The organism is Paraburkholderia sp. HC6.4b (assembly GCF_014200875.1).
Lineage (GTDB): Bacteria > Pseudomonadota > Gammaproteobacteria > Burkholderiales > Burkholderiaceae > Paraburkholderia > Paraburkholderia tuberum.
Map to the genome: position 1 here is coordinate 258000 of NZ_JACHDC010000004.1, position 23837 is coordinate 281836.

Genomic DNA, 23837 nt, shown 5'->3' on the forward strand with positions numbered 1-23837 from the left:
TTAGAACTGTTTAGCAAAAATCTCAGGCGCTCAGGATCTCGTGCGTCCTTGCGTGCGATGAAGCATAAATTGTGGCGGCGATTGCCGGCCTGATCTCGCAATAAGGATCCCGCAGCAATTCCAGACTGCTATGCTAGAAAAGGGCTACTCACTTCCGATCCCTCACTTTCGGCTTTGTCCACCGACGCAGCGAACACCCGACGCCAAATGAACTCCACTTCCGAACACGCCGTTGCTTTGGCATCTGCCCGACTGACCCGGCTGCTTGCGTTCCTTGAGTCCGACCCCAACAACCTGTCGTTGCTAGGAGACGCCACCGCGTGCGCATTCGACGCACAGCAATTCGAACGGTGCGATGAACTGCTCGCACGTCAGCAAGCGCTCGGTGCGGTGCCGCCGGAGTCGATGCATCTGCGTGGGCTGTGTGCCATGGCTCGTGGCAAATTCGAGGACGCGCTCCGGGCATTCGCCGCGTTACCGGACGGTGAAAGCCATCCCGCGATTCGCTATAACAAAGCTTATGCGCACGCCATGCTCGGCGCTTTCGACGAAACGCTAGCGCTGCTGGATGAAGGCGTGCTGACAACGATTCCGCAAGCCATCACGCTCCAAATGCGGTCGCTTCACCATCAAGGCCGCCTTGACGAGGTCATCGAAGTTGGCAAGCGGTATGCGGATCATCCGGAGACCGGCATCGAAGTCTGCGGACTCCTCGCCGCTGCTTTGTTCGATGCCGGACATCCCGACAGCGCGCGACAGTTCGCGTCTCTTGCAAAGCGCTCTCCCGACGGTCTCGCCATAGCTGGTTTGCTGGCACTCGGCGAAGGCCGCGAGTTCGACGCCATGGCGCTGTTCGCGGAGGCACTGCGCATCCAGCCGGCACACAGCCGCGCGCTTCTCGGCACAGGGCTCGTGCTACTCGAACAGCACCGCTTCGAGCAGGCCGCGCAACACATCGACGCCGCATCCGAATCGTTCGGCACCCATGCGGGCTCCTGGATTGCGGCCGGCTGGGCCCATTTGCTCAATGGCGATCTGCAACTGGCGCGGTCGCGCTTCGAACAAGGCGCTCACCTAGATCGCGGTTTTGCCGAAGCCCCAGGCGCACTGGCCATCGTGGCGCTGCGCGAAGGCAGACTCGACGAGGCGCGTGCGCATACGAAGGTGGCGTTGCGGCTGGACCCCGAGTGTCTGTCCGCCGCGCTTGCGAAGAGTCTGCTCAGCACCTCCGCAGGCGATCAAACTACAGCGAGTCAAGTCCTTGATGCGGCATTGAATCGGCCCTTGGACCCACAAGGCAATACGCTTGCAAAAGCGATCGCGAGAAGGGTGACCCGGAGCAATAAGACCCCTCCCCTCAACAAATCGTCACAAGAACTGGAATAGGCAAACGCCTAATTTTTCGCGAATGGTCGATCATCTGCGAAATAGAACTTGTCCTAAAAATACGTGCCGATCGACTATTTTGAGTGACGCTCGACTATTTTGATATAAGCACCTACCTCTCTGATTACATTCGTTTTTGATTCGTTTGCCTCACTATTTTCACTCGTTTGCCTAACTATTTTTTTCAATTTTACAACTTCCAATTCGAAAGAAAGCTCTTCATAATGCGGCCCACTTAAACACGGGACCTTATCCATGTCGGCCGACCAGGCAATCCAAATGATGACGCAGCTGTTCTGGAACAGCTTCCTCATTGCGGGGCCAATTGTTATTGCCACGCTCGTGGTCGGTCTGCTGATCAGTGTCTTTCAGGTCGTCACACAGCTGCAGGAGATGAGCCTGAGCTATGTGCCGAAGCTCGCGGTCGCCGTCATCGTGACGGTTTCGCTCGCCCCGTGGATGCTCGCGCGTCTGACCGGTTTCGCAGCATCGCTTTTCCGCAGCATTCCTGATCTGGGCTAACGCAATGACAATCGAAGCCAGCACGAGCTGGACGCTCGGCGTTCTTCTTCTTTCGTTGCGAATCGGCCCGGTGTTCGTTCTTGCGCCGCCGTTCTCACAAACGCAGGTGCCCGCGCGGGTCCGCGTGTGCTTCGTGCTGGCGCTCGCCGCATGTCTGGCACATCGCGCTGCACCCGACGTCTACATGGACGGCGCAGCGCTACTCATCGCCGCTGCAGCCGAATTGATGCTGGGCCTCGCGATCTGCTTCGCGTTCCAGGCCGCGTTTGCCGCGCTAACGTTTGCTGGCCGCGTGCTCGACGTCCAGGCCGGCTACGGTCTCGCGATGGTGATCGATCCGGGTTCGCGTGCACAGGCGCCGCTGTTCGGCACGATACTCACGCTCGTCGCGGGCCTGCTGTTTTTTGCTTCGGGCGGTCATCTCGAGCTGGTACGGCTTTTGATGGCGCTAACGAGCGTCATACCAGTCGGCTACGCGCGAGTCGCCGTCACTCCCGATGCGCTGATCGGCTATTTCGGCATTGCGCTCGGCATGGGTCTGTCGGTCATCGCGGCCGCAATGGTCACACTGTTTCTAATCGATGTATCGATCGCCTTTCTCTCCCGCGCGTTGCCGCAAATGAACGCACTGATGTTGGGTCTGCAAATCAAAGTCATCGCGACGCCCGTCATGATGGTGCTATCAGCGGGTCTACTCGCACCTGCGACATTGCGTTTGCTGACGCACGCATTGGCTTTCGTACCGTCCCTGGATTAGTCATGTCGGATACGGAACAGAACAAATCGGAACAGGCCACTGCTTACAAGCTCGATCAGGCGCGCAAGAAGGGTATGGTGCCGCGCAGCCAGGAGCTCGGCATGGTGCTCGGCCTGCTTGCGAGTACCGGCTACCTGTCAGTGTGGGGCGGAGAAATGGCGGCACGTCTCGCTTCGCTCGGCGCTCATGCGCTGAGCGAAGCCGCGTCACTCGACGCAAGCGGCCGTGCGCTGCCGGTCGCGTGCGCGGCGCTGCTGCTGCAGGGCGCGCACGCGGTTGCGCCACTGATTGCGATTGCGATGGGTAGCGCGCTACTGTCAGCGCTGATGCAGACCGGCTTCCTGTTCGCCCCCGGCGCACTCAGGCTGGACACCAGCAAGCTGAATCCGGTGCAAGGTCTCAGGCGTGTTTTCTCGACACAGACGCTGATCGAAGCCGCCAAGGCATGCTTCAAGATGGTCGTCTATGTGGCGATCATCCGTTTCACGATCATCGATGCGGCCGTCTCGCTCGCACATGAGGACCTGTCCGCGGTACGCATTGCGCAGACGCTGCTCGCTAGCGGCGTCCACCTGCTTTTCATGCTGCTCGCGGCCGCGTCGGTGTTCGCGTTGCTCGACCAGGTGCTGGTGCGACGCTCATTCGCGAGAAAGATGCGTATGAGCCGCTACGAGCAGAAGCAGGAAATGAAGCAGCGCGAAGGCGATCCGCGCATCAAGCAGCGGCGCCGCCAGTTGCAGCGCGAATTGCTGCAGCGTTCGCGCAGCATGAAGGCGGTGCGTAGTGCGGACGTGATCGTCGCGAACCCGACGCATTATGCGGTCGGTCTGAAATACGATCCGTCACGGATGGCCGCGCCGCATGTCGTCGCCAAAGGGGCCGGCGATTTTGCACTGCGTCTGAAGAAGCTCGCCTTCATCTACGGCGTGCCGGTCATCGAGTCGCCACGTTTCGCCCGCGCGCTCTATTTCAAGGCAGTGCTCGAACGCGAGGTGCCGGGCGATCTGTATCGCGATACCGCGGCGATCTATTTGCAGGCGCGACGTGCGCCGTCGCAGGTGATGTCCGCATGACGCTTCGATCCCGTCTGCGCAATCATTCCGACCTCGCGCTCGTCTTCGCCGTCGTCGCGATCCTGTTGCTGCTGTTTACACCGATTCCGGCAGGGGCGCTCGACCTGTTCATCATCGTCAATTTCGCATTCGCGTTCACGATCCTGTTGATGACGTTTTACGTGTCGCGACCCGTCGAGTTCTCGACGTTCCCTTCCCTGCTGCTGATCGCGACGCTGTTCCGCTTGTCGCTGAACATCGCCGCGACCCGTCTGATCCTGTCCGGCGCCGAAGCGGGCCAGGTCATCGCGGCAATCGGCGCATTCGTCGTGCAGGGTAACTTCGTCATCGGCCTGATCGTCTTCTTCATCCTGATCGTCGTGCAATACGTGGTGGTCACGACCGGCGCGCAGCGCGTGTCGGAAGTCGCCGCGCGCTTCGTACTCGACGCGATGCCCGGCCAGCAGATGAGTATCGACGCCGACCTCAACATGGGTCTCATCGATCAGGACGAAGCGAAGCGCCGACGCAAGGCGCTCGAAAAGGAAGCTGGCTTCTACGGCTCGATGGATGGCGCGAGCAAGTTCGTCAAAGGCGATGCGGTAGCCGGCATCATGATCCTGCTGATCGACATTCTCGGCGGCTGGGCGGTCGGCGTCGCGCAGATGGGCATGCCGCTCAGCCAGGCAATGCAGACCTTCACGCTGCTGACGATCGGCGACGGCATCGTCACGCAGGTGCCCGCGCTGATCATTTCCGTCGCGACCGGCATCATCGTCACGCGCTCGTCTGCGGACGGGGAGCTCGGCAACGAGGTGCTGCGTCAGCTCGTGCAATTCCCGAAGATACAGATCCTCGTCATGGTCGCGCTGACCGGCCTGCTCGCGCTGCCGGGCATGCCGAAGTGGCCCGTGCTGATCCTTGCAACGATTGCGGGTGGCGCCTGGTGGATCGCGCGCCGCAAACGAAGTGCGGCGCCGGATAACCAGGCCGCGACGGACGGAGACGACAGCGACGCGGCCGCGGCCACCCAGGCCACCGATCTGCCGGCCGTCGAAGTGTCGTTCGGCGCCGCGCTGACGGCCGCATGGATCCCGACGCAAAGCTTGCTGGCCGAACGCATTGCGGCGTTTCGCAAACAGTACGCGGCCGAGATGGGTGTGTCCATTCCGCCCGTGGTGTTCCGCGACGGCGCGCAGCTTGGCTCCAACGACTACCGGATCTTGCTGTTCGGAGACCGCTTCGGTCAGGCAACGCTGTATCCGGAAAAAACACTCGCCATTCACTCGTCGGACAAGGGTGAGAAGGTGCCCGGCATCGCCACTCACGATCCGGCCTTCGGGCTGCCCGCGGTATGGATCGATACGGCCGACCTGTCGCGCGCGCGCTCGCTCGGTTACACCGCGGTCGATCCGCTGACCGTGCTGATCACGCACGTCACCGAGGTGATCAAGGCCAACGTACCCGCGTTGCTGTCGCGCACCGAAGTCGTCGCGATGCTCGAAGGAGTGCGTTCACGCACACCCGGCCTCGTCGAGGAACTCGTGCCGAATGTGCTCGCCGTCAGCGACGTGCAGCACGTCTTGCAGAATCTGCTGACCGAGCAGGTCGCGATCCGCAATATCGGCCTGATCGTCGAAGTGCTGGTCGACGCGGGTCGGCATGAAAAAGACCCTGCCGCGTTGAGCGAGCGTGTGCGCCAGCGGCTCGGCCACGGCATCTGTCAGGCAATCCAGAGCGATCACGATGCGCTTGCGGTGCTGACGCTCGACCCCGCGCTCGAAAACGCGATCGTGCAGAACCTGCAGGGTGCTGACGGCGCAGGCGCGTTCGTGCTCGACCCGCGTCTGGCCGAAAGCTTCCTCGCCCGGCTCGCCGCGCAGGTCGACGCGATGATGCGGCAGAACCTCAAACCTGCGTTGCTGTGCCGCCCGGAAATTCGTCGTCATCTGAAAACCTTCACGCATCGTGTTGCGCCACGGCTCGCCGTGCTCTCGATGAACGAGGTTCCGCACTCGATCAGCCTGAGATCGTTCGCGATGGTCAGTCTCGACGCAACTGCGGCTCGGGCTCCCGCGCGCGCCGCGCAGCCCTCGAACGCTACAGCGCTCGCCGCCTGAGTGTCGAGCAGCTTGCTACCTGCCTGCCAAATTGAAACGGATTCCTGATGGATAACATGATGACTGTCGCGGCCAGCCTGATCTCGCACGAAACGCGCCGGATCGAAACCGCTGGGCAAAACCTCGCGAACGTGGCCACGCCCGGCTACAAGCGGCAGATCGCGTTCGACGACGTGCTGGCAGCCGGACGCACCGGGACGGTCCCTGTGTCTGCCATGCTCGTGCCGCCTCCAACCGGCATCGCCACCGACTTCTCCGCCGGCAAGCTGGTCCACACCGGCAATCCGCTCGATCTGTCGATCAGCGGCTCCGGCTTCTTCGAGGTCATGACAGCGAGCGGTCCGGCCTACACTCGGCTCGGCGCGTTCCATCGCGAGGCCGACGGACGTCTCGTCACGGCCCAGAATTGGGCGTTGCAAGCCGCGGGTGGCGGCGACGTGGTCTTGCGTTCGGGCAACTGGCAGATCGCCAGCGACGGCACGCTGATTGACGACGGCACGCCTTCGGCCGTGATACGCGTCGCAACTTTTACGGATCCGACCCAACTCGAGCGCCGCGCGGACGGCCTGTTCCATGCCACGGACGCGCAGGCCGTCGACGCCGAACAGCCGCACATCGCGCAGGGCTTTATCGAATCGTCGAACGTCGCGCTCGGCAACGACATGATGCAGATGATGGAGGCAATGCGCCGCGTCGAGTCCGGCCAGAAGCTCGTGCATGCGTACGACGACATGCTCGGCGCCGTTTTGCAGCGTTTGGGAGACATGTAAGCGTGAACAACGTTTTTTATATCGGCGCGATGGGCTTGAACGCGCAGCAGACAGCCGTCGACGTCACCGCGAACAACATCGCGAACATGAACACACCGGCGTTCAAGCGCGGCACGGTGTCCTTCAGCGAGTTACTGACGTCGGCGGTCGCCCCACTCAGCCGCGCCCCGGCCAACGAAACCGTCACCATCGCCGCGGGCGTGGCGGCCGACCCGTCGCTGCACGTTTTCACGGCGGGCGAGTTGCGCCCGACCGGCAGCGCGCTCGATCTCGCGATTCGGGGCGACGGCTTCATCGAACTGGCGTCGGACTCGGGACCGGCCACGTTGTGGCGCGGCGGCACGCTGCACGTCGGGGCCGACGGTTATCTGACTGCGTCGAACGGCCTGCCGCTCAAAACGATGATTTCCGTTCCGCGCGACGCCTCCAGCATCACCATTTCGACGACCGGCCAGGTGCAGGCGGTTCTGCCGAACCAGACCGACCCGATTGATCTCGGCGAAATCGAACTCGTGATGCCGACTGACGTGCGCGCGCTGCAATCGGCCGGCGACGGAATCTATCGCATTCAGGACGATGGGATCACTGTCAGCCGCGTGCGTCCCGGCGAAGACAACGCTGGGACGTTGGCGCAAGGATTCAGCGAAGCCTCGAACGTGTCGCTGTCGGATGAGCTCGTCAGTCTGATGCTGTATCAGCGTGCGTATGCGTCGAATGCGCGACTCGTGCAGGCCGGCGACGAGTTGATGGCGATTGCGAATGGGTTGAAGCGGTAATCAGCGCTGGAATGCATCGACCGACATTCAACAGTGAGACGAACCCAAAAACACACCATGCAATTTACGTTCAAAAAAACGCTGCTCGCAGCGTGTTGCACGCTCACTCTCATCGGCTGCGGGGGCGGAGGTAACTCGGACAATGCGAGTTCGTCCAACGCCAGCGAACAAAACGCGGCGTCGAATCCCGATCGCGATTCGGGCAGCGTCGACGCGTCCGCCCCGAAAACGTCTGCGGAGACGCTACCCGGCGAGCCAACCTCACCGCCCGACAACGCAGGCGCGACGCCCCCGCCCGACGCCGAAGTCGGGCCGCCGACGCCGGGCTACGTGAAGATCGCCGACCTCCCTCTCGGGTCCATCGAAGGCGTGCAAAGCGTCGCGATGAACGCTCGTTCGAAGCTCAGCTATACCTTCCCGCCAGACCCTGTTGCTGTGATCGATTCGATTACGAACCCGGTTTCCGGGGATATCAAACTGCGGCTCGTTTCCAAATCGTCGGTCACCGGCGGCTATCTTTCGCAGATCGGCGCAAGCATGCCGGCCATGGCCAGCGTCGACGGTGCACCGACCGCGCCGTCATTCGACGAACTCGTGGTTTCCCTGATAAATAGTCAGAAGCGGATCCTCGGCATCAACTACGACATCTCATCCGGCAATCCGTTGAGGTTCGCGCTCGTACGCGGACAGAACGGTAGCGGTTATGTCGCGGCCGGCGCCTGGGAGGCGAGCCGAACCGCTATCTACGTCACCGACTATTGGGTCACCTCGGGCGGATTCGCATTTGGCAGCCAGACTCGCCCGGAAGACTTTGGCCAGATTCACTCGCGCACGTATGCCGGAGCGTTGGTCGGCAAGTTGCGCTATCAGACCGACTGGGTAGGCTCGCCGAGCTATCCGCTCGCCGGGGCTGTTATTCAGGGCGTGGCCGATATGGACGCGAGGAAGATCTCTTTTCAGGTGCCGAAGGTGACCAGGATCTCAGTGGCAAATGACTGGAGCGTGGCGGAAGCCGAAATGTCACCGCCTCTGTTCACCTGCGACGCCGACATCGATGTGGTCAACAACGCGTTCTCGTGCGATCTCAAATCGAACGACGGCTATCCATCAACCGGACGGATCAGCGGCCGGTTCTACGGCCCCAAAGGCGAGGAAATTGGTGGAGTACTGAACTACACCAACTGGTCGACCTTTCCGTTCAGTGAGGTCGTCGCCGGCTTCGCACTCACGATCAGATAAGGCCGCCCCGTGTTCGATCCAGGCGTGCCCGATCTCATGTCGCCTATCCGTTTTCGCCGGCTCGACCCGTTAGCCATCGCGCTTGCCTGCATGGCGGCGAGCGCGGCGGTTCACGCGTCCAGTACAACGCTGACATTCCGAAACGTCGCCGACTTCGACAGCAGCATAGTGCGATTCGGCGATATCGCGGAGGTGAGCGCTTTGCCTGTCGCCTTGCAAAAGCAGGCGGCCGATCTCGTCGTCGCAAGGTTACGCGAAGCGGATGCGAGTGTTGCCATCGAGCCGCGGCGTCTGACCGAAGCGGCCCGACGGCAGATTCCGGCTCTCACGCCGTGGCTTGCGACGCAGGACGGACAGCCGGCCGTCATCATCAGCCGACCTGTTCGCGCTACGCCTGATCCAGCGCGCGAAGTCCGGTCTGTGCCGGCGGCACGCTGCGTCGAACTACTTCGTGATCTCTCGAAAGGAGATGCAATCACGTTCGACGGCGTGCGTGATATCGCGTGCCCGCGGGACGCGGTTACACGTGGCGTTCATTACGACGACAAAGCGCGCCTCGCGCGCGCGGCTCAGGACCTCACGCGCGGCGACGTGATAACCGGCATCCCCTCACAACGTCTCGCCCAGGTCATTCGCGGCGAACGCATTGTGGCCGTTGTACGAACGGGTGCCGTCACCGTCTGGCGAACCGGCATCGCATTAACGGACAGCGCGAGTGGCCGCGTAACCATGATCGCGACAGGCGATCACGACATCGTGGCCATTCCTGCTACCACCTCGCTGTCGAAGTAACTCAGTCATGCAACCCAAGATCCGTTCAACGCTGGCAACGATAGGCATCGCCTGGTGCGCGCTCACGCCCACCCACGCCGCCGACCTCTTCCACAGCGACGCCTACCAGTCGCTGACCTCGGACCGCCGCGCCTCGCGCCCGGGCGACATCGTCACGATCCTCGTCTATGAGAACTCGACCGCGAGCAATACTGCGGACACGTCGACCAAAACGAACGTGGCTGTGCAGGGCAACGTGTCGACGATGTGGGCCGGCAGCAATGCTGCGCAGATCGGCCTCGGCGATAACTACGGCGGACGCGGACAGATCCAGCGCACGGGCCGTTTGCTCGCGCAGATCAGCGCGCGTGTGGAGGCGACTGAGCCGAATGGTGACCTGATCGTCGCCGGCGAACAGGCCATCGACGTCAACGGCGAAAAGACGCGCATCCATCTGCAAGGCCGCGTGCGTCCGGTCGACATCGCCGCGAACAACACAGTGCAGTCGAACCGCCTCGCGGACGCGAAGATCGACTACGTCGGCGAAGGCTTCATCACCGATCGGTCGAGACCCGGCCTCATTCCCCGCTTTCTCGCATGGTTGGGCTTATGGTAATGCGGCTCTCTTCTCGCACGATGCGGGTTATCCAGGCCGTACTGCTGCTCGTATGCGCGATGGCCGCGGGCAGCGGTCCAGCGCACGCGGCAAATGAAGTGCGCCTCAAAGACCTCGGACGCTTTCTCGGCTGGCGCGACAACATGCTCGTCGGCTACGGCATCGTGTCGGGTCTCGCGGGCTCGGGCGACACGCCGCGCAATCAGGCCACGCGTCAGGCCATGATGAACATGATGTCGCAGTTCGATCTGAATCTGACCCAGGACCAGATCCAGAGCCGCAACGTCGCCATGGTCATGATTACGGCCTCGCTGCCGCCGACCGCCAACATCGGCGACCGGATCGACATCAACGTCACGTCGATGGGCGATGCACGCAGCCTGTCGGGCGGCACGCTGATCATGACGCCGCTGCGCGGCCCCGACCGCAAGACGTACGCACTCGCGCAAGGACCGATAACGGTCGGCGGCTACCGCTTCGACGCCAACGGCAATCTGCGCCAGAAAAATCATCCGACGGTCGGTACCGTGCCGCAAGGTGCGATCGTCGAAGTACCGGTGCGCGCCGAGCTCGTCACGCAGGACGGCTATCTGAACTTCGTCCTGCGCAACGCGGATGCGACCACGGCAGAGCGCATCGCACAGCGTATCAACCAGGCGTTCGGCGCCAGCAGCGCGCGCTCGCTCGACGCGGAAACCGTCCAGATCCGCGCGCCCGGTGAAGGCAGCGCGCTCAACAGTTTCGTAGCGCGCGTGGAGACGCTCGGCGTCGTGCCCGATCAGGGCTCACGTGTCGTCATCAACGAACGCACGGGCACCGTGGTCGCCGGCGGCGACACGCACATCTCGCCGATCACGATTTCGCACGGCGACATTCGCGTGACGGTCACGACCGAATACTCGGCGTCGCAACCCGAGCAGATCGGCATTGCGGGCCGCGGCGTGCGCAGCCTCGTGATCGGCAACAGCGATCTTTCCGTCGACGAACCCGGCCAGACCGTCGCCGCAACGTTCCCCTACGGCTCGGTCGGCGAACTCGTGCAAGCGCTCTCGCGCAGTCGTGTCAGCACCCGCGACGTGATCGCGATTCTCGAAGCCATCAAGGCGGCGGGCGCGTTGCACGCCGACATCATCGTTCAATAACAGGAGGAACCGCTATGACGATCAACCTCGTCGCCGCCATCGCCGGCAAGGCCCTCGACGGGCTGTTCGCACGGCAAACGGCCACCGCGCAGAACGTGGCCAACGCCGGCTCGGCGAATTTCACGCCGCTGCGGGTGTCGTTCGAGGATGCCTTGCGCGACGCCGCCGCGTTGCACCCCGGCGACACGCCGGCCAGCGTGCTCGCGCGTGTCGCGGGTGTCGCGCCCCGCATCGACGCGCCGCTGCCGCTCGCCTCGAATACCGTGCGAATCGACGACGAAATTGCTACGGCATCTGAAACCTCGGCACGCTACGCGATGCTGGCCGGTATGCTCGATCGCACGATGCAGATCGAGAAACTCGCGATAGGCGGAGGCTGAACCGATGAACGATTCCATCTTCGCGATTGCGCGCTCCGGACTCGACGTCGAGCGCCAACGCATGGAAGTCATTGCGCAGAACCTGGCCAATGCGGGCACGACGCGCACGGCAAGCGGCGCGTCTTATCAGCCGCTGCGGCTCGTGTCGGGGCCGCGCCTGGCCGCAGGGGACTTCCCCGGTCTGCTCGGCAACGGCGGCACGCCCGGTGCGCACAGCGCCGCGGGACTTCCCACCACGCATGGGCTCGGGGGCGTGCAGACGTATGGCATCGAGACGGTCGACGCGCCGCCGCGCCTCGTCTACGACCCGTCGCATCCGCACGCGGACGCGAAAGGCTTCGTGTCCTACGCCGGTCTCGATCATGCCGGCGAGATGGCGCTCATGGTGCAGACGTTGCGCGTGTACGAAGCCAACACGGTGATGTTCAACGCGGCACGCTCGATGTATCTGCGTGCCCTCGAAATGGGGAGTCACTGATGAGCATCGCCGTCATCTCCGCGCTCGAACCGGGCTTTCTCGCGCCAACGTGGCAAACCGGCCTGGCGCCGTCGCTCGCGCCGCAAGTGGAGCAAGGCCTCGGCGCGACCACTCAACCCGGCTTCGGCGCTCTACTCGTCGATGGCCTGCAATCGGTCGACACGCAGGTCAGCACCGCCAATGCAGCGATTGCCGACTTCGCGCTCGGCGCGGACCTGCCGCCGCATCAAGTGATGATGGCGCTCGAACAGGCCCGCATATCGCTGCAATTCGCGTTGCAGATCCGCTCGCGCCTCGTCGAGGGCTACCAGGAACTGATGCGGATGCAACTCTGAAATGGAAGCCAGCATGTCCCGCTTCAAGTCGTTTTTTGCCGATGCGCCGCGCGAGCGGCAATTCTTGATGGTCGGCGCGCTATCACTGCTGCTATGCGGCGCGATGGCAGCCGCGTTCTTCCTGTCACGGCCCGGCTATCAGGTCCTGTTCCGCGATCTGAAGCCGCAGGACGCGTCCGCGCTCGTGGCCGAACTCGACAAACAGAAGGTACCCTACCGGATCGACGACGAGACCTCCGCGATTCTGGTGCCCGCCGGCGATACGCGCGCACTGCGTCTGAAGCTGATGAGCAGCGATCTGCGCCTGCACGGCGCGGTCGGCTTCGAGCTGTTCAATAACTCAGATCTCGGCCTCACCGAGTTCGCGCAGAAGGTCAACTATCAGCGCGCGTTGCAAGGCGAACTCGCGCGCACGATCATGACGCTCGACGAGATCGACCTCGCGCGCGTGCATCTGACGCTGCCTGAGTCGTCGCTGTTCCGGCGCGATGCGGCGCGGCCCAAGGCCTCGGTCGCGCTGTTCATGCGCGACGGCCAGGCGCTCGCTCCCGAAACGGTGCGCGGCATCCAGCGGCTCGTGGCCGCCGCGGTGCCCGAGCTGTCCGCCAACGACGTCACTGTGCTCGATCAACGCGGCAGCGTCGCGGGCACGAAAGCCGGCGAAAACGCGCTGACCGACGACCCGCATTTCACGTTGAAGCAGGCGATCGAGCAACGCTACGAACGTAAGATCCTTACGCAGATTGCGCCGCTGGTCGGCGACGGTCATGTGAGCGTCAGCGTCGACGCGGCGCTTGACTTCGCGCAGACGCGCACGACGCGCGAGTCGGGTGTCACCCGGCCCATCGTCAACGCCGACGGCGCGGCCAGCGCCACGCCGCCGCTGCCGTCAACGAAAAACGCAAATGCGTTGCCGCCCGCTGGCACGCCACCGCTGCCCGCAATGCCCTCCGTGGAGGGGACAAAGACCGATCGCAGTCTCGAGCAGATCGTGTCGGAACCCGGTTCGATCCGCCGGCTATCAGTCGGCATCGTGCTCGACCATGCCTTGCCGCAAGACGATATGACACGCATAAACGCGATGCTGGGCGCGTCAATCGGTTTCGACGCGGCGCGCGGTGATGTGCTGTCTATCTATGTGCGTCACTCCGCCGACGTAGCGACGAGTGCGGTTGCGCAAACGACGCCCGCGAACGCCGGCGTTGCGGCACCAGTCGAGCCCGATGCGAGCGCGGATCTGGAGGCCGGCGCCACGATTCGCGACGCATCCGAACCCGTCGCATTGGCCGTCGCAAATTCCGCTGCACGCGACGCCGACGCACGGCGCGTGGAGGCTGTGGTCCAACACCTCGCGCAATGGATGGCCAGTCATCCGACCGCCGGCGTTTGCTCTGCCCTGTTGCTCGTCGGCATCATTGGTGCGTTGCTCGCGATGCGCCGGCGTCGTGCTTCCCGTCGCTCGTCGTCACGTGCTTTGAGTCTGCATCAGCGCGAAGCCTACGTGCTGCGCTTGCGTGCGCTGCTCGCCGAAGAAGGAGAGCAGCATGGCCACGCCTGAGCGCGACGCATCGCGCGAACGCTGTCTGAGGCGCGCGGTTGCCGATCTGAGCAGGCTTGCGATCGACGATATCGAGGCGATCTGGAGCGCGCTCTCGCACGACGAGCGCGCGCGCTTGCGACCGCTGCTCGCTGACGCCGCGCGCGTCGCACCCGGAAATCTGGTGGCGGCGATGACGGCCCCGGCGACAGATGACCGCGTTGCGATTGCCAGCGACGGCCATTCGCCTGAAGACGCGCGACTCTCCGCATCACGGCTTGCGCGTTTCGCCGAGACCTTGCCGCATGAACTGCTTTGCCGGTTGATGTCTTGCGTGAACGCACCGACCCGCGAGGCCATGATCATTGCGTTGCCGCCCGAGCGCCGCGCAATGCTCGCGTCACATGGTCGTGCATATGACATCACGGAGCGCGCGCGTACGGCGTTGCAGGCCGCGGCGCTCACAGCCAGCGCGCAACTCGGCGATATCTCTGATGATGACGGCAAGCCGCCGCAGGTCGAACCATTGCGGCTCCACCAGAAGCTTCGCCGCTGGATGGGGCGGTCCGCATGAGTCTGCTGCTGAAAGCCGCGCAGGTCACGCTGGGCAGCGGACGCAAGACGCTCGGTCGAGCCACGCTGGTTGCCGTAGCCGCCGAGCCGTCCGAACACGTGCCGGTGCAAGTTCAGCACGCTTTCCAAACCGACGCACAGATCGACGAACTCAGACGCGAACTGGCGGAACTTGCGCAAACGCATGCCGAGCAAATCCGCGACTTCGAGGAACGGGAACGCGCCGCCTATCAGCGAGGCATCGAAGAAGGCATCGAAAAGGGGGTAGCGCGCGTCAAGCTCGATCACGTGCAGCGGATCGAAGCACTCGTCGCCGGTATCGACGCGGCGCTCGCTGCGTTGCGCGACCGCCTGCAAGAAGTCGAAAGCCTCGCGCTCGATGTCGCACAAGCCGCGCTGCGGAAAACCCTCGGCGACACCACTGCGTGTGCGGCGCTCGTCGTGCAAACCGCGCGCCATCATCTCGCGCAGATCGCGGCGGGGTCGGCGATCGGCGTGCGCGTGTCCGCGAAGGACTTTCCTGACGCCGATGCGCTGCGCGACGCATTCGCCACGCTCACGCGCGATACCGCACTGACGGTCGACGCCGATCCGCAATTGGCTGCCGGCGCGTGCCTGATCGATCTGACACTCGGCCGCCTCGACGTGAGCCTGCCGCGGCAGCTCTCGCATTTCAATCGCACGCTCGACGAACTTCGCGCCGATGACTGACCGTCCCTCGCTCCACCGCTATCTTGCCGCAATGCGTCAGGTCGATCCGGCGACCCGGGTCGGCGCGATCACGCGCGTAATGCCGACGTTCGTCGAAGCGGACGGACCCGGCGTGCCGCTCGGCTCGCGCTGCTCACTCGGCGCGCCGGGTCCGCAGCAATGCGAGGCGGAAGTCGTCAAGGTCGAGGTGGGCCGCGTCACGCTGGCGCCGTACACGTCGACGGCAGGGATCTGCGTTGGCGACCCGGTGTGCGCGATGCGAGTGGGAGCAACGATCCCCGTTGGGCCACGCTGGCTCGGACGCGTCGTCGATCCCCTGGGCCGGCCGCTCGACGGCGGTGCACCGCTTCCCGCGAACGACGCCTCATGGCCGCTCGCCGGCGTCTGCACGCCGCCGCTCGATCGCCTCTCGCCGGTCGAGCCGCTGGAGACCGGCATTCGCGCGCTCGACGGCCTGCTAACGCTTGGCGTCGGCCAGCGCGTGGGCATTTTTGCGGGCAGCGGCGTCGGCAAAACGACCCTGCTCGCGAGCCTCGCGCGCCACGTCGAAGCCGACGTCTGCGTGCTGTGCCTCGTCGGCGAGCGGGGCCGCGAAGCGGAGGAGTTCTGGCAGCGTGCGCTGTCCGACAGCGCGCGCGCCCGCTCCACGATGGTAGTCGCAACCTCCGACCAGCCTGCCGTGATGCGCGCCCGCAGCGTGCAGGTGGCGCTGTCGCTCGCCGAGTATTTTCGTGCGCAGGGCGCGCACGTGCTGCTGCTTCTCGATTCGGTCACGCGCTATGCGCTCGCGCTGCGCGAGATCGGCCTCGCCGCCGGCGAGCCGCCGACCGTTCGCGCGTACACACCGGGCGTGTTCGCCGCGCTGCCGAAAATCGTCGAGCGGTGCGGCGCAATCAGGAACAGTGGCGCGATCACCGCGCTGATGACCGTGCTCACCGAGACCGACGACATCGACGATCCGATGGCCGAGACGATGCGCGCGCTGCTGGACGGCCATATCGTGTTGACGCGCGAACTCGCCGAACAGGGTCACTACCCGGCGATTCAGGTGCCGAGAAGCATTAGCCGCGTGATGCAGTACGTCGCTGAGCCCAACGAACGGCGGCTCGCCGCCGAAGCCGTCGCGCAGCTTGCAGCGTACGAAGCGTCGCGCACGCTCGTCGAATCGGGGCTTTACGCGCCAGGCAGCAACCCGGCGCTCGATCGCGCGCTGCAACAGCGCGCCGCGCTAATCGATTTTCTGCGTCAGGCCCCTGATGCGACGACGCCGCGCGCGACGACCATCAACGCGCTCGCTGCTTTGCTTCGGGAAGTTGCATGACGAGTCATTCATGAAAAAACGCCACCAGTTTGAAACGGCACGAGAGATCGCCGACTTGCGTCGACTGCAACTGGAACGCGCGCGCCTGGATACCGTGCGAGTCATTCAACTCCATCAGCGCAGCCACGTACGCGAACAATCGCTTTGTGCGAGCCTCGACGCCCATGTCGCGCAATGGCGCGACGCGTTGCAGGCGCCGGACGGCTTGTCGCCTGCGCTCGCGGCCAATTGGGCAGGCGCGCTCGCCTCGGCTCGCGCCGCCCATCTGCACGCGCAACAGGACACACGCGATGCCGCAAGCCGTGTCGAACGACAGCGCGCCGTGTTGGCGCGCCACGAACAGCAAACCGAGCACGCTTGCGGCGTGGCCGCCAGGGTCGAGCGGCAATTCGAACTTCAGCGCGACGAGCAGCGTGCGAGCCGGATCGAGGACATGTATCTGTCGCGGGAGGAGCGCCAATGAAGCTCACCGTATTTCCAACGTGGCGCAATGCGCCGATGTCCACAGCAAGTTCGCCCAAGCCCGATGCCAGGCACGCGGCGTTCGATCAGGTATTGCGGGTGATGGAGAAAGTCATGTGGTCGGGCGCGAAGGCCGGCGCGTTGAACGAAGATCCTACGCCCGCACGACAGCGACGCACGCCAGCGGAACGTTACGACAACTCGCCGGCATTCGACGCCTGCTCCTATGCTCCCGATAGGTCCGTTGACCATGCGAGCGAGCCGCGCGGCTGTGCATCGGCGAGATCCGCTCGCATCGATGCCGAATCGCATGCGCGCGACACCGAGCCTGCGCTCCCTGACCACGATGGCGCTCACGCCGGGCACGTCACCAGGTCGCCGGTCACGGTCGCCAGTTCGTCTTTCTCAGCATCGGGCAGCACGGTTCACGACGCACTGTCGCGCCAACAGGCCGTACCGTACAGGGCCGCTCGTATCACTTCGTCCGCCGCATCGATCGCCTCACGAGCCGCTAAGGCCGCTAATACCGAGAGCGGCGCCAGCGCCGGGAGCGCGCCAACGCCCTATCGTCTGACCGTGATGACCGGCGAAGCCGGCGTGTCGATCGCATTACGCATCAACCATGCGATCACGAACGCGGACGAACCCGACGCCCGCGCCCAGCGCGCCCTCGACGAGCTGCGCCGCGCCGTACCGCGCGCCGTGCGAGTCGTCGTCAACGGCGTCGAACACATTCCGACTACATCGCAAGGCATCGCTCATGGCCACTAATCCGATCAGCTCGAGCAGCGACGTCGGCAACCGCATCGATTCGATCGGTCTCGACATGCAATCGCTGCTGCAGATCATCCTGACGCAGCTCACCTATCAGGACCCGCTAAAGCCGGTCGACAACTTCGAGTTCGTGTCGCAGCTCGCGCAGTTCACGTCGCTCGAACAGACACGCCAGATCACGGACAAGATCGACGACCTGCTGTCGGTCCAGTCAGCCACGCAGACGCTCGGCCTGCTCGGCCGCAACGTCGACGTGCAGACCGACACGGCGCTGCTGAGCGGCATCGTGAAGAGCTTGTCGTTCAAGGATTCTCAGCCGCAATTGACGATCGAAACCGAGAGCGGCGAATTTCTGACGAACGCCAATATTTCGCAGATCGTCGCAGTGCGCCAGACGAGTGGTTCTTAAAGGAGAGTTTCCATGCTGGAAAGCATTTACATCGGCATGAGCGGGTTGACGGCGTACGCGAAGGGCCTGCAAACCATCAGCAATAACGTCGCGAACCTGAACACCGCGGGCTTCAAGACCTCGACGCCGGGGTTCGCCGATCTGTATTACGGCCAGCAGTTCGCGCGGGGCGAACCAGGCGCGATGAACACGATGCAATTCGGCAGCGGCGTCGAGTACGGTTACTCGTCGTTGAATTTCGCGCAGGGTGATCTGCGCGTGAGTAACGGCCAGCTCGATCTTGCAATTCAGGGAAAGGGCTTTCTGACGCTGCTCGACGGTGACACCGCACGTTACGCCCGCACCGGTCAGTTCGCGGTCGGCAACGACGGCTTTATCGAGGACAAGGCGACGGGATTGAAACTCGCGGCCTTGAGCGCATCGGGCAGCCTCGGTCCGATTTCGCTCGCCGGCAAACAGATCAGCCCACCGCAGGCGACGACGGTGATCAGGTTTTCCGACAATCTGTCGACGGGTTCGACCAGCTTCTCGATTCCGGACGTTGACGTCTTTGACGCGAACGGCGGCAAGCACACGCTGACAATCGCGTTCGCGCCCGATTCGAGCATCGTTCCCGGGCGCTGGCAGGTGACCGTCTCCGACGAAAACAACATACCGGTCCAGCAGGGCACGCTGCAGTTCAACGGTGGTATTCCCGAGCCCGGACGCGACCGGATCGACTTCACGCTGACTTCCGCCGACGCGCCGCCGCTCACCGTCACACTCGATTTCTCGACCGGCGTCACCGGCTTCTCCGCCGGCAGCTTCTCGAGCCTGCGTGTGTCGGACAAGGACGGCTATGGGACCGGTACGTTGTCGTCGATGAACGTCGACGTCGATGGGCGACTGGTGCTGCAATACTCGAACGGACAAACCGATGAGCTCGGCACGATCGCGCTCGCGAGCTTTGCGAATCCGCAGCAACTGGTGCAACAGGGGAATGGTCTATTCGATGCGTCGCACGCGTCGCCGCCGCAATGTCGCACCAGCAATGGCGCGGGCGTTGGGCAACTGCTCGCGGGCGCGACCGAGGCGTCGAACGTCGATCTATCGACGGAGTTTGGTCAACTGATCCTGATTCAGCGCGGCTTCCAGGCGTCGTCGCAGGTTATCAGTACCGCCAACGAAATGATCATGCAGCTGTTCCAGATGCGAGGTCAGGGATGAGCGTCGTGCCAATCCGCTGGCGGCCGCTCGGCGCGCGCGATCTCGCAGCCGGCGCGGCGTGGTTTGCGCGCGCAATCGATCCGTGGCGGCAGGCGTGGCTGGCCGCGCCCGAGCTCACTGTCGAAGCCGTGGACTTGCTCGATCCGTTCGACAGCGCGCCGCCTTCGGGCCAATGCGAGTCGTGGTCAATCGGCGACCACGTCTGGCTATTCACCGAGCCTCGGCAGATCGTCATGCTGGTCAACGAGACGCTCGATCTGCCGAAGACGTTCGCCCTGACCGACGACGCTCGCGCGCCCCTGCTCGCGGACGTCGGCAAGCAGCTTGTCGACGAACTGCTCGATGCGATCGGTGCGGCGTTATCTCCTGGGCAACAGTCCGCTGCCCGCGTCCGTACGACAGGAAACACCGATACACCGCGTCTTCGTTTTGGCGGCGCCTGCTTCCGAATACGGAACACGAGCGGCGAGACCGTCTTGACGCTCGTCTGCGGCGCGCCGGCGCTGTGGTCGTGTTTGCCCGTCAGCAAGCCGACGGTTCATGGAGCGAACTCACCGGCCACCACGCGTCGCACCACGGCCGTCGAATCGAGCCGCGTATCGCTCTGGGCGATGCTCGGGCAGTGCGAACTGAGCGTGCCGCAACTGGCCACGCTCGCCGTTGGCGACGTCATCCGACTCGACCAGACGATTTCCGAGCCGATCCCGTTGCTGTTGGCGCAGTCCGATTGCGGACGACTCACCCCCATCGCCGCCGGCACGCCTGGACAACGCGGCGGCAAATTATCCATTCAACTCACTTCGATAGCCGGGCCCGATACCCCATGACTCTGAGTACCCCACCCAACCGACCGCTCGTCATGCGTGTCGATCTTCCCGAACAAGAACCGGTCTACGACGACCGCAACACGACACGCCCGCAGCTGGCGCTGCTCGAAGAAGTGAAGGTCACCGTCGATATCCGCCTCGGCTCAGCCGAGATGTCGATCAAGGAACTGCTGGCGCTGCAATCCGGCGCTGTGGTCGAACTCGATCGTCATCTCGGCGATGCCGTCGACGTGTTGCTCAATGACAAGCGCGTTGCGCGCGCCGAGATCGTCGCGCTTGGTGAGCAGTTCGGCATTCGAATCACTGAAATCTCGACGCACCCATGACCGTTTCAACCCCGGCCTCATGGCTGCAAGGCGCAAGCGACGCGACCGCAGGCCAACATGCGTTATCGGCAACCGGCCTCGCACTCGCGGGGGTCGACGTCATGCGCGTCGGCATCACACTCGTGTGTTGCATCGCGCTTGGTATCGTTGCGATTCTGCTTTTGCGGCGAAGCCATCGGGTCGGCGCGTGCGGTTCGTCGTCGAGCCTCGCGCCGCGGATCACCGCAGCCGCATCGCTGCGTCTGGGCCCGCGCACGACGCTTCATCTGATCGAATACGATAGCCGCGTCGTCCTGCTCGCCTCGGATGCAACCGGTGTCAAGCTGCTGGACGCGCGCGATCGACCTGACGGAGCGCGCAAAGCATGATGCAACGAAGTCGGTTTCACGCGTGGCGCTGGCTGATCGCGCTGCTGCCAGGAGTCTTGTGCCTGTATGCCGGATTCGTCGACGCTGCGCCCATCGCGCCAATCGCGCACAGCGGTGACGCAGGCATGCTGTCGCTCTCCGGTTCCGCATCCGGAGTCATCGCGGACAGTAAGGGCGTATCTGAAGCGGTACGCATTGCGACGCTGCTCACGCTACTCAGCGTCGCCCCTGCATTGATCGTGTCGATGACGGCATTCATCCGCATCGCGATCGTACTGTCGATGATCCGGCACGCGTTTGGCATGCCGGAAACGCCGCCGACACCCGTGCTGATCAGCCTCGCGCTGTTCCTGACGGCATTCGCCATGCTGCCGACGCTGCAGGTGATCAATCACGACGCGCTGCAGCCATTCATGCACGGCCAGATCGACCTCGCTCACGCTCTCGACAGCAGTACCGCGCCGATTCGCGATTTCATGCTGCGCCAGGTGCGCGAGGATGAGCTAAGGCTGATGTACGAGATGTCGCAACAGGCGCTGCCGCAAACGCCGGCCGACGTCAGCCTGGTGCAGTTGACGCCCGCGTTCATCCTCAACGAATTACGCGTTGCGTTTCAGATCGGCTTCGTGATCCTGCTGCCGTTCCTGCTGATCGACCTCGTCGTGTCGAGCGTGCTGCTGTCGCTCGGTATGCTGATGGTGCCGCCCGCAACGATCTCATTGCCGCTCAAAGTGCTGATGTTCGTGCTGGTGGACGGCTGGAGCCTCGTGTTGCGCGGCGTGCTGGGTAGCTTCAAATGAACTTGCCGGCGGAGTATGCGAATGCCGACGAGACCCACGGTGGCGCCGCGGCGTCCGCATTGGAGGAGAGCCTATGGGCAGCGCTACGCGACGAAAGCGGTCCGCAAGCGCGCGAAGCCGTATTCGCGCACTTTCTGCCCTACGCACAGGCGCTCGCGGCGCAACTATACGCAGGCCGGCACCGCGACGACGTCGAGTTCAAGGACTTTCTGCAACTTGCCTGCGTCGGTCTGCTCGAAGCAATCGACCGCTTCGAATCCGGGCGCGGCGTGTCGTTTCGCACCTTCTGCACCCCACGCCTCAGAGGCAACGTTTTGACCGGCGTACAGCGCCTGAGCGATGCGCAGGAACAAATCGCGCTGCGCAAACGGATACGGCGCGAGCGTGTTGCATCACTAGAAGCGCCCGCTCGCGCGAGCAAGCAGTCCGATACGTTCCAGGCTCTCGCGACGCTCGCCGCGGGCCTTGCGATCGGCTTCATGCTCGACGATACCGGCATCGTCGAGGAATCCGCCGCACAGGCCGCGCCGTATGCAACCGCTTATCAAATCATCGCCTGGAGGCAGACAACGGAGCAACTGCATTCGGCCGTCGCACGATTATCCACGCGCGAGCAGAAGATTATCCGCTACCATTATTTTCATGGACTGGGATTCGAGCAAATCGCCGACATTTTCGGCGTAACCAAGGGCCGCATCTCACAGTTGCATCGCGGTGCGCTGCTCGATCTGCGCAACCTGCTCGGCAATACCCAGCATCTGCATATCACTGGCTAGAACTATGACTCATGAACACGATTCTCCTACGCACTGCAACGATGGCGTCATGTCGTCCGTCCTCTCCGCGATGCAGGGCACCGATGAACATGCGCTCGATGTGCTGAACGAGACGCTCGCTGGCTGGCCGCTCGATGCACGCCTGTGGTTCCTGCGCGGCTCGGTGTACGCCAACCAGGGTCGACACGGCGAAGCGCGTACTGATTTCGTTCAGGCGTTGACGCTCGTACCGGATCTTCACGTCGCCCGCTTCATGCTGGGGCTTCTCGAACTGCAAAACGGGCTCGTCGCGCAGGCGTCGCGAAGCTGGTTGCCACTCGATCGCCTGGCTGAGTACGACGCACTGCGCGTGCTCAAAGATGGGCTGCTGAGGTTTGCCGACGATCAGTTCGATGACGCGCTCGACAAGCTCAATCTCGGCATGGAGCTCAATCAGCAGTATCCGTTGATCAACGCCTATGTCGGCGCGCTGATCGCGACATTGACCGCCGCGGCCGAGCCTGCGGATCAGGCGAAAGAAGGCTCCGCGGCGCAACACGACCATCTGCTGCTGTCGGGCTATCAGAACAATCAGACCCGTCACTGATTCGCGGCCGCGCCATGGACCCCATTTCGACGCTCAATCAGGCAATGCAGGTGCTACGGCAACAACTCGCCGAAAAGGAGCAGCGGGGCGAACGGACGGCCTCCGGCCGCAAGGGGGCATCTTCCATGCAGCCTGGCGGACCACCGCCGACTGCCGAAGGTCTGCCTGATGCGATTCGAACGCGGATCGACACGTTACGCGCGGCAGGTGTCGACGACGAGCGGCAGTTCTTTCGTGCCGTGGTCGACCTGCTGTTGCTGCGCGAGTTCGGCGAAGAAATGGCCAACGATCCCTCTTTCCAGCAGATGAGCGAATGGGTCAGCGAGTGCCTGTCCGAACAGCTCGACACGCGTCATGTGCTGCGCGAGGTCATCCGTGATTAACGACGTGCATCGCTGACGCTGAGTTTCTGGGTGCCATTGCCGAGGACGACACTGTCGACATGGTGGCAGAAGACGGCTGGACTGAATCTTGCGTCTCCTCAATCATTGGAGGAAAACGATCATGACCAGACTACTCTTTGCAATCATCGTGGCAGTCGGCCTGGCGGGCTGCGTCGTCGCCCCGCCGCCGCCCAGCTCTGGCTACGGTTATGAGCCAGCGCCCGCCTATGGCTATGCCCCCGGGTATTACGTCGCGCCCTCCGTGAGCCTCGGCATCGGCATTGGCGGCTACTGGGGTGGCCATGGGGGCCATTGGCACGGTCATTGAAACAGCCGTTCCCGAAAGTCCACGAGCGCTCTACCGAACCAGGGTAAACATCCATCCTCCCACGAAGCACTTCAAAATGGTTGGTGTACGGAGTATATTCGCGTTC

Annotated in this window: 30 protein-coding genes; 29 read left to right on the forward strand and 1 reads right to left on the reverse strand. The window is 63.6% G+C overall.

The window, feature by feature from the left end; genetic code table 11:
- The first annotated feature begins 207 nt into the window (after positions 1–207).
- From HDG34_RS07805 to HDG34_RS07890, 18 genes are all read left to right on the forward strand, one after another.
- Entirely contained in the window at positions 208–1386 is a 1179-nt protein-coding gene (locus tag HDG34_RS07805) for a tetratricopeptide repeat protein (RefSeq protein WP_184058947.1), read from the forward strand.
- A gap of 279 nt (positions 1387–1665) precedes the next feature.
- A complete protein-coding gene (locus HDG34_RS07810; RefSeq protein WP_260321071.1) occupies positions 1666–1908 on the forward strand; it encodes a flagellar biosynthetic protein FliQ in 243 nt (80 codons plus the stop codon).
- 4 nt (positions 1909–1912) lie between these two features.
- Positions 1913–2665, forward strand: coding sequence for a flagellar biosynthetic protein FliR (locus HDG34_RS07815; RefSeq protein ID WP_184058950.1), 753 nt, complete (start codon positions 1913–1915; stop codon positions 2663–2665).
- Positions 2666–2667: 2 nt separating this feature from the next.
- The gene (locus HDG34_RS07820; RefSeq protein WP_184058952.1) at positions 2668–3738 is read left to right on the forward strand and encodes a flagellar biosynthesis protein FlhB; all 1071 of its coding nucleotides are present in this window, start codon (positions 2668–2670) and stop codon (positions 3736–3738) included.
- A complete protein-coding gene (locus HDG34_RS07825) occupies positions 3735–5837 on the forward strand; it encodes a flagellar biosynthesis protein FlhA (RefSeq protein WP_184058954.1) in 2103 nt (700 codons plus the stop codon). Before HDG34_RS07820 ends, HDG34_RS07825 begins: the two co-directional genes overlap by 4 nt.
- Positions 5838–5884: 47 nt before the next feature.
- Positions 5885–6607, forward strand: a complete 723-nt coding sequence (locus HDG34_RS07830; RefSeq protein ID WP_184058956.1) for a flagellar hook-basal body protein — start codon at positions 5885–5887, stop codon at positions 6605–6607.
- Between the two features lie 2 nt (positions 6608–6609).
- Positions 6610–7383: a flagellar hook-basal body protein gene (locus tag HDG34_RS39820; protein WP_184058958.1), complete on the forward strand. Its 774-nt coding sequence runs from the start codon at positions 6610–6612 to the stop codon at positions 7381–7383.
- Between the two features lie 57 nt (positions 7384–7440).
- Positions 7441–8622 (forward strand): transferrin-binding protein-like solute binding protein, encoded by a 1182-nt coding sequence (locus HDG34_RS07840; RefSeq protein WP_184058960.1) that lies wholly within the window; start codon positions 7441–7443, stop codon positions 8620–8622.
- A gap of 9 nt (positions 8623–8631) precedes the next feature.
- Positions 8632–9414: a hypothetical protein gene (locus HDG34_RS07845; RefSeq protein WP_184058962.1), complete on the forward strand. Its 783-nt coding sequence runs from the start codon at positions 8632–8634 to the stop codon at positions 9412–9414.
- 7 nt (positions 9415–9421) lie between these two features.
- Positions 9422–10009 (forward strand): flagellar basal body L-ring protein FlgH, encoded by a 588-nt coding sequence (locus tag HDG34_RS07850; RefSeq protein ID WP_184058964.1) that lies wholly within the window; start codon positions 9422–9424, stop codon positions 10007–10009.
- Entirely contained in the window at positions 10009–11151 is a 1143-nt protein-coding gene (locus HDG34_RS07855) for a flagellar basal body P-ring protein FlgI (RefSeq protein ID WP_260321072.1), read from the forward strand. The genes HDG34_RS07850 and HDG34_RS07855 overlap by 1 nt, the downstream gene beginning before the upstream one ends.
- 14 nt (positions 11152–11165) lie before the next feature.
- Positions 11166–11531 carry a hypothetical protein gene (locus HDG34_RS07860; protein WP_184058966.1) on the forward strand — a complete coding sequence of 122 codons (366 nt, stop codon included), beginning with the start codon at positions 11166–11168 and terminating at the stop codon, positions 11529–11531.
- A 4-nt stretch (positions 11532–11535) separates the two neighbouring features.
- Entirely contained in the window at positions 11536–12009 is a 474-nt protein-coding gene (gene flgC / locus HDG34_RS07865) for a flagellar basal body rod protein FlgC (protein ID WP_184058969.1), read from the forward strand.
- Positions 12009–12344, forward strand: coding sequence for a flagellar hook-basal body complex protein FliE (gene fliE / locus HDG34_RS07870; protein WP_184058971.1), 336 nt, complete (start codon positions 12009–12011; stop codon positions 12342–12344). Before flgC ends, fliE begins: the two co-directional genes overlap by 1 nt.
- A gap of 13 nt (positions 12345–12357) precedes the next feature.
- Positions 12358–13902 carry a flagellar basal-body MS-ring/collar protein FliF gene (gene fliF / locus HDG34_RS07875; RefSeq protein WP_260321073.1) on the forward strand — a complete coding sequence of 515 codons (1545 nt, stop codon included), beginning with the start codon at positions 12358–12360 and terminating at the stop codon, positions 13900–13902.
- Positions 13889–14455 (forward strand): hypothetical protein, encoded by a 567-nt coding sequence (locus tag HDG34_RS07880; protein WP_184058974.1) that lies wholly within the window; start codon positions 13889–13891, stop codon positions 14453–14455. Before fliF ends, HDG34_RS07880 begins: the two co-directional genes overlap by 14 nt.
- Positions 14452–15165: a FliH/SctL family protein gene (locus HDG34_RS07885; protein ID WP_184058976.1), complete on the forward strand. Its 714-nt coding sequence runs from the start codon at positions 14452–14454 to the stop codon at positions 15163–15165. The genes HDG34_RS07880 and HDG34_RS07885 overlap by 4 nt, the downstream gene beginning before the upstream one ends.
- Positions 15158–16486 carry a FliI/YscN family ATPase gene (locus HDG34_RS07890; protein ID WP_184058978.1) on the forward strand — a complete coding sequence of 443 codons (1329 nt, stop codon included), beginning with the start codon at positions 15158–15160 and terminating at the stop codon, positions 16484–16486. Before HDG34_RS07885 ends, HDG34_RS07890 begins: the two co-directional genes overlap by 8 nt.
- Positions 16487–16490: 4 nt before the next feature.
- Here the strand turns inward: HDG34_RS07890 and HDG34_RS07895 are convergent, their stop codons facing one another.
- Entirely contained in the window at positions 16491–16946 is a 456-nt protein-coding gene (locus tag HDG34_RS07895) for a hypothetical protein (RefSeq protein WP_184058980.1), read from the reverse strand.
- Between HDG34_RS07895 and HDG34_RS07900 the strand changes: the two genes are divergently transcribed.
- The 11 genes from HDG34_RS07900 (at position 16946) to HDG34_RS07950 (ending at position 23731) form a co-directional block, all read left to right on the forward strand.
- Positions 16946–17719: a hypothetical protein gene (locus tag HDG34_RS07900; protein ID WP_184058982.1), complete on the forward strand. Its 774-nt coding sequence runs from the start codon at positions 16946–16948 to the stop codon at positions 17717–17719. The two genes, HDG34_RS07895 and HDG34_RS07900, sit on opposite strands and share 1 nt — an antisense overlap.
- Entirely contained in the window at positions 17709–18131 is a 423-nt protein-coding gene (locus HDG34_RS07905) for a flagellar hook assembly protein FlgD (protein ID WP_184058984.1), read from the forward strand. Before HDG34_RS07900 ends, HDG34_RS07905 begins: the two co-directional genes overlap by 11 nt.
- Positions 18132–18143: 12 nt before the next feature.
- Positions 18144–19337 carry a flagellar hook protein FlgE gene (locus HDG34_RS07910; RefSeq protein WP_184058986.1) on the forward strand — a complete coding sequence of 398 codons (1194 nt, stop codon included), beginning with the start codon at positions 18144–18146 and terminating at the stop codon, positions 19335–19337.
- A 134-nt stretch (positions 19338–19471) separates the two neighbouring features.
- Positions 19472–20164: a FliM/FliN family flagellar motor switch protein gene (locus tag HDG34_RS07915; protein ID WP_184058988.1), complete on the forward strand. Its 693-nt coding sequence runs from the start codon at positions 19472–19474 to the stop codon at positions 20162–20164.
- Complete coding sequence (gene fliN, locus HDG34_RS07920) at positions 20161–20490, forward strand: flagellar motor switch protein FliN (protein WP_260321074.1); 330 nt, start codon at positions 20161–20163, stop codon at positions 20488–20490. The genes HDG34_RS07915 and fliN overlap by 4 nt, the downstream gene beginning before the upstream one ends.
- The gene (locus tag HDG34_RS07925; protein WP_184058990.1) at positions 20487–20858 is read left to right on the forward strand and encodes a flagellar biosynthetic protein FliO; all 372 of its coding nucleotides are present in this window, start codon (positions 20487–20489) and stop codon (positions 20856–20858) included. Before fliN ends, HDG34_RS07925 begins: the two co-directional genes overlap by 4 nt.
- Positions 20855–21658, forward strand: a complete 804-nt coding sequence (fliP, locus tag HDG34_RS07930) for a flagellar type III secretion system pore protein FliP (RefSeq protein WP_260321075.1) — start codon at positions 20855–20857, stop codon at positions 21656–21658. Before HDG34_RS07925 ends, fliP begins: the two co-directional genes overlap by 4 nt.
- Positions 21655–22434: a sigma-70 family RNA polymerase sigma factor gene (locus tag HDG34_RS07935; RefSeq protein WP_184058992.1), complete on the forward strand. Its 780-nt coding sequence runs from the start codon at positions 21655–21657 to the stop codon at positions 22432–22434. The genes fliP and HDG34_RS07935 overlap by 4 nt, the downstream gene beginning before the upstream one ends.
- Before the next feature lie 49 nt (positions 22435–22483).
- Positions 22484–23020, forward strand: coding sequence for a tetratricopeptide repeat protein (locus HDG34_RS07940; protein ID WP_184058994.1), 537 nt, complete (start codon positions 22484–22486; stop codon positions 23018–23020).
- 14 nt (positions 23021–23034) lie between these two features.
- Positions 23035–23403, forward strand: a complete 369-nt coding sequence (locus HDG34_RS07945; protein ID WP_184058996.1) for a hypothetical protein — start codon at positions 23035–23037, stop codon at positions 23401–23403.
- Positions 23404–23524: 121 nt separating this feature from the next.
- A complete protein-coding gene (locus HDG34_RS07950) occupies positions 23525–23731 on the forward strand; it encodes a hypothetical protein (protein ID WP_184058998.1) in 207 nt (68 codons plus the stop codon).
- Positions 23732–23837 lie beyond the last annotated feature (106 nt).

Excerpts from the sequence above, each read along its gene's own strand:
- HDG34_RS07840 (WP_184058960.1), top strand. The coding sequence starts at position 7,441 with ATGCAATTTACGTTCAAAAAAACGCTGCTCGCAGCGTGTTGCACGCTC.
- HDG34_RS07855 (WP_260321072.1), top strand. The coding sequence starts at position 10,009 with ATGCGGCTCTCTTCTCGCACGATGCGGGTTATCCAGGCCGTACTGCTG.
- HDG34_RS07925 (WP_184058990.1), top strand. The coding sequence starts at position 20,487 with ATGACCGTTTCAACCCCGGCCTCATGGCTGCAAGGCGCAAGCGACGCG.
- HDG34_RS07850 (WP_184058964.1), top strand. The coding sequence starts at position 9,422 with ATGCAACCCAAGATCCGTTCAACGCTGGCAACGATAGGCATCGCCTGG.
- HDG34_RS07815 (WP_184058950.1), top strand. The coding sequence starts at position 1,913 with ATGACAATCGAAGCCAGCACGAGCTGGACGCTCGGCGTTCTTCTTCTT.
- HDG34_RS07935 (WP_184058992.1), top strand. The coding sequence starts at position 21,655 with ATGAACTTGCCGGCGGAGTATGCGAATGCCGACGAGACCCACGGTGGC.
- fliP (WP_260321075.1), top strand. The coding sequence starts at position 20,855 with ATGATGCAACGAAGTCGGTTTCACGCGTGGCGCTGGCTGATCGCGCTG.
- HDG34_RS07890 (WP_184058978.1), top strand. The coding sequence starts at position 15,158 with ATGACTGACCGTCCCTCGCTCCACCGCTATCTTGCCGCAATGCGTCAG.
- HDG34_RS07940 (WP_184058994.1), top strand. The coding sequence starts at position 22,484 with ATGTCGTCCGTCCTCTCCGCGATGCAGGGCACCGATGAACATGCGCTC.
- flgC (WP_184058969.1), top strand. The coding sequence starts at position 11,536 with ATGAACGATTCCATCTTCGCGATTGCGCGCTCCGGACTCGACGTCGAG.
- HDG34_RS07825 (WP_184058954.1), top strand. The coding sequence starts at position 3,735 with ATGACGCTTCGATCCCGTCTGCGCAATCATTCCGACCTCGCGCTCGTC.
- fliF (WP_260321073.1), top strand. The coding sequence starts at position 12,358 with ATGTCCCGCTTCAAGTCGTTTTTTGCCGATGCGCCGCGCGAGCGGCAA.
- HDG34_RS07910 (WP_184058986.1), top strand. The coding sequence starts at position 18,144 with ATGCTGGAAAGCATTTACATCGGCATGAGCGGGTTGACGGCGTACGCG.
- HDG34_RS07945 (WP_184058996.1), top strand. The coding sequence starts at position 23,035 with ATGGACCCCATTTCGACGCTCAATCAGGCAATGCAGGTGCTACGGCAA.
- HDG34_RS07820 (WP_184058952.1), top strand. The coding sequence starts at position 2,668 with ATGTCGGATACGGAACAGAACAAATCGGAACAGGCCACTGCTTACAAG.
- HDG34_RS07950 (WP_184058998.1), top strand. The coding sequence starts at position 23,525 with ATGACCAGACTACTCTTTGCAATCATCGTGGCAGTCGGCCTGGCGGGC.
- HDG34_RS07805 (WP_184058947.1), top strand. The coding sequence starts at position 208 with ATGAACTCCACTTCCGAACACGCCGTTGCTTTGGCATCTGCCCGACTG.
- HDG34_RS07830 (WP_184058956.1), top strand. The coding sequence starts at position 5,885 with ATGGATAACATGATGACTGTCGCGGCCAGCCTGATCTCGCACGAAACG.
- HDG34_RS07810 (WP_260321071.1), top strand. The coding sequence starts at position 1,666 with ATGATGACGCAGCTGTTCTGGAACAGCTTCCTCATTGCGGGGCCAATT.
- HDG34_RS07885 (WP_184058976.1), top strand. The coding sequence starts at position 14,452 with ATGAGTCTGCTGCTGAAAGCCGCGCAGGTCACGCTGGGCAGCGGACGC.
- HDG34_RS07860 (WP_184058966.1), top strand. The coding sequence starts at position 11,166 with ATGACGATCAACCTCGTCGCCGCCATCGCCGGCAAGGCCCTCGACGGG.
- fliN (WP_260321074.1), top strand. The coding sequence starts at position 20,161 with ATGACTCTGAGTACCCCACCCAACCGACCGCTCGTCATGCGTGTCGAT.
- HDG34_RS07905 (WP_184058984.1), top strand. The coding sequence starts at position 17,709 with ATGGCCACTAATCCGATCAGCTCGAGCAGCGACGTCGGCAACCGCATC.
- HDG34_RS07880 (WP_184058974.1), top strand. The coding sequence starts at position 13,889 with ATGGCCACGCCTGAGCGCGACGCATCGCGCGAACGCTGTCTGAGGCGC.
- HDG34_RS07900 (WP_184058982.1), top strand. The coding sequence starts at position 16,946 with ATGAAGCTCACCGTATTTCCAACGTGGCGCAATGCGCCGATGTCCACA.
- fliE (WP_184058971.1), top strand. The coding sequence starts at position 12,009 with ATGAGCATCGCCGTCATCTCCGCGCTCGAACCGGGCTTTCTCGCGCCA.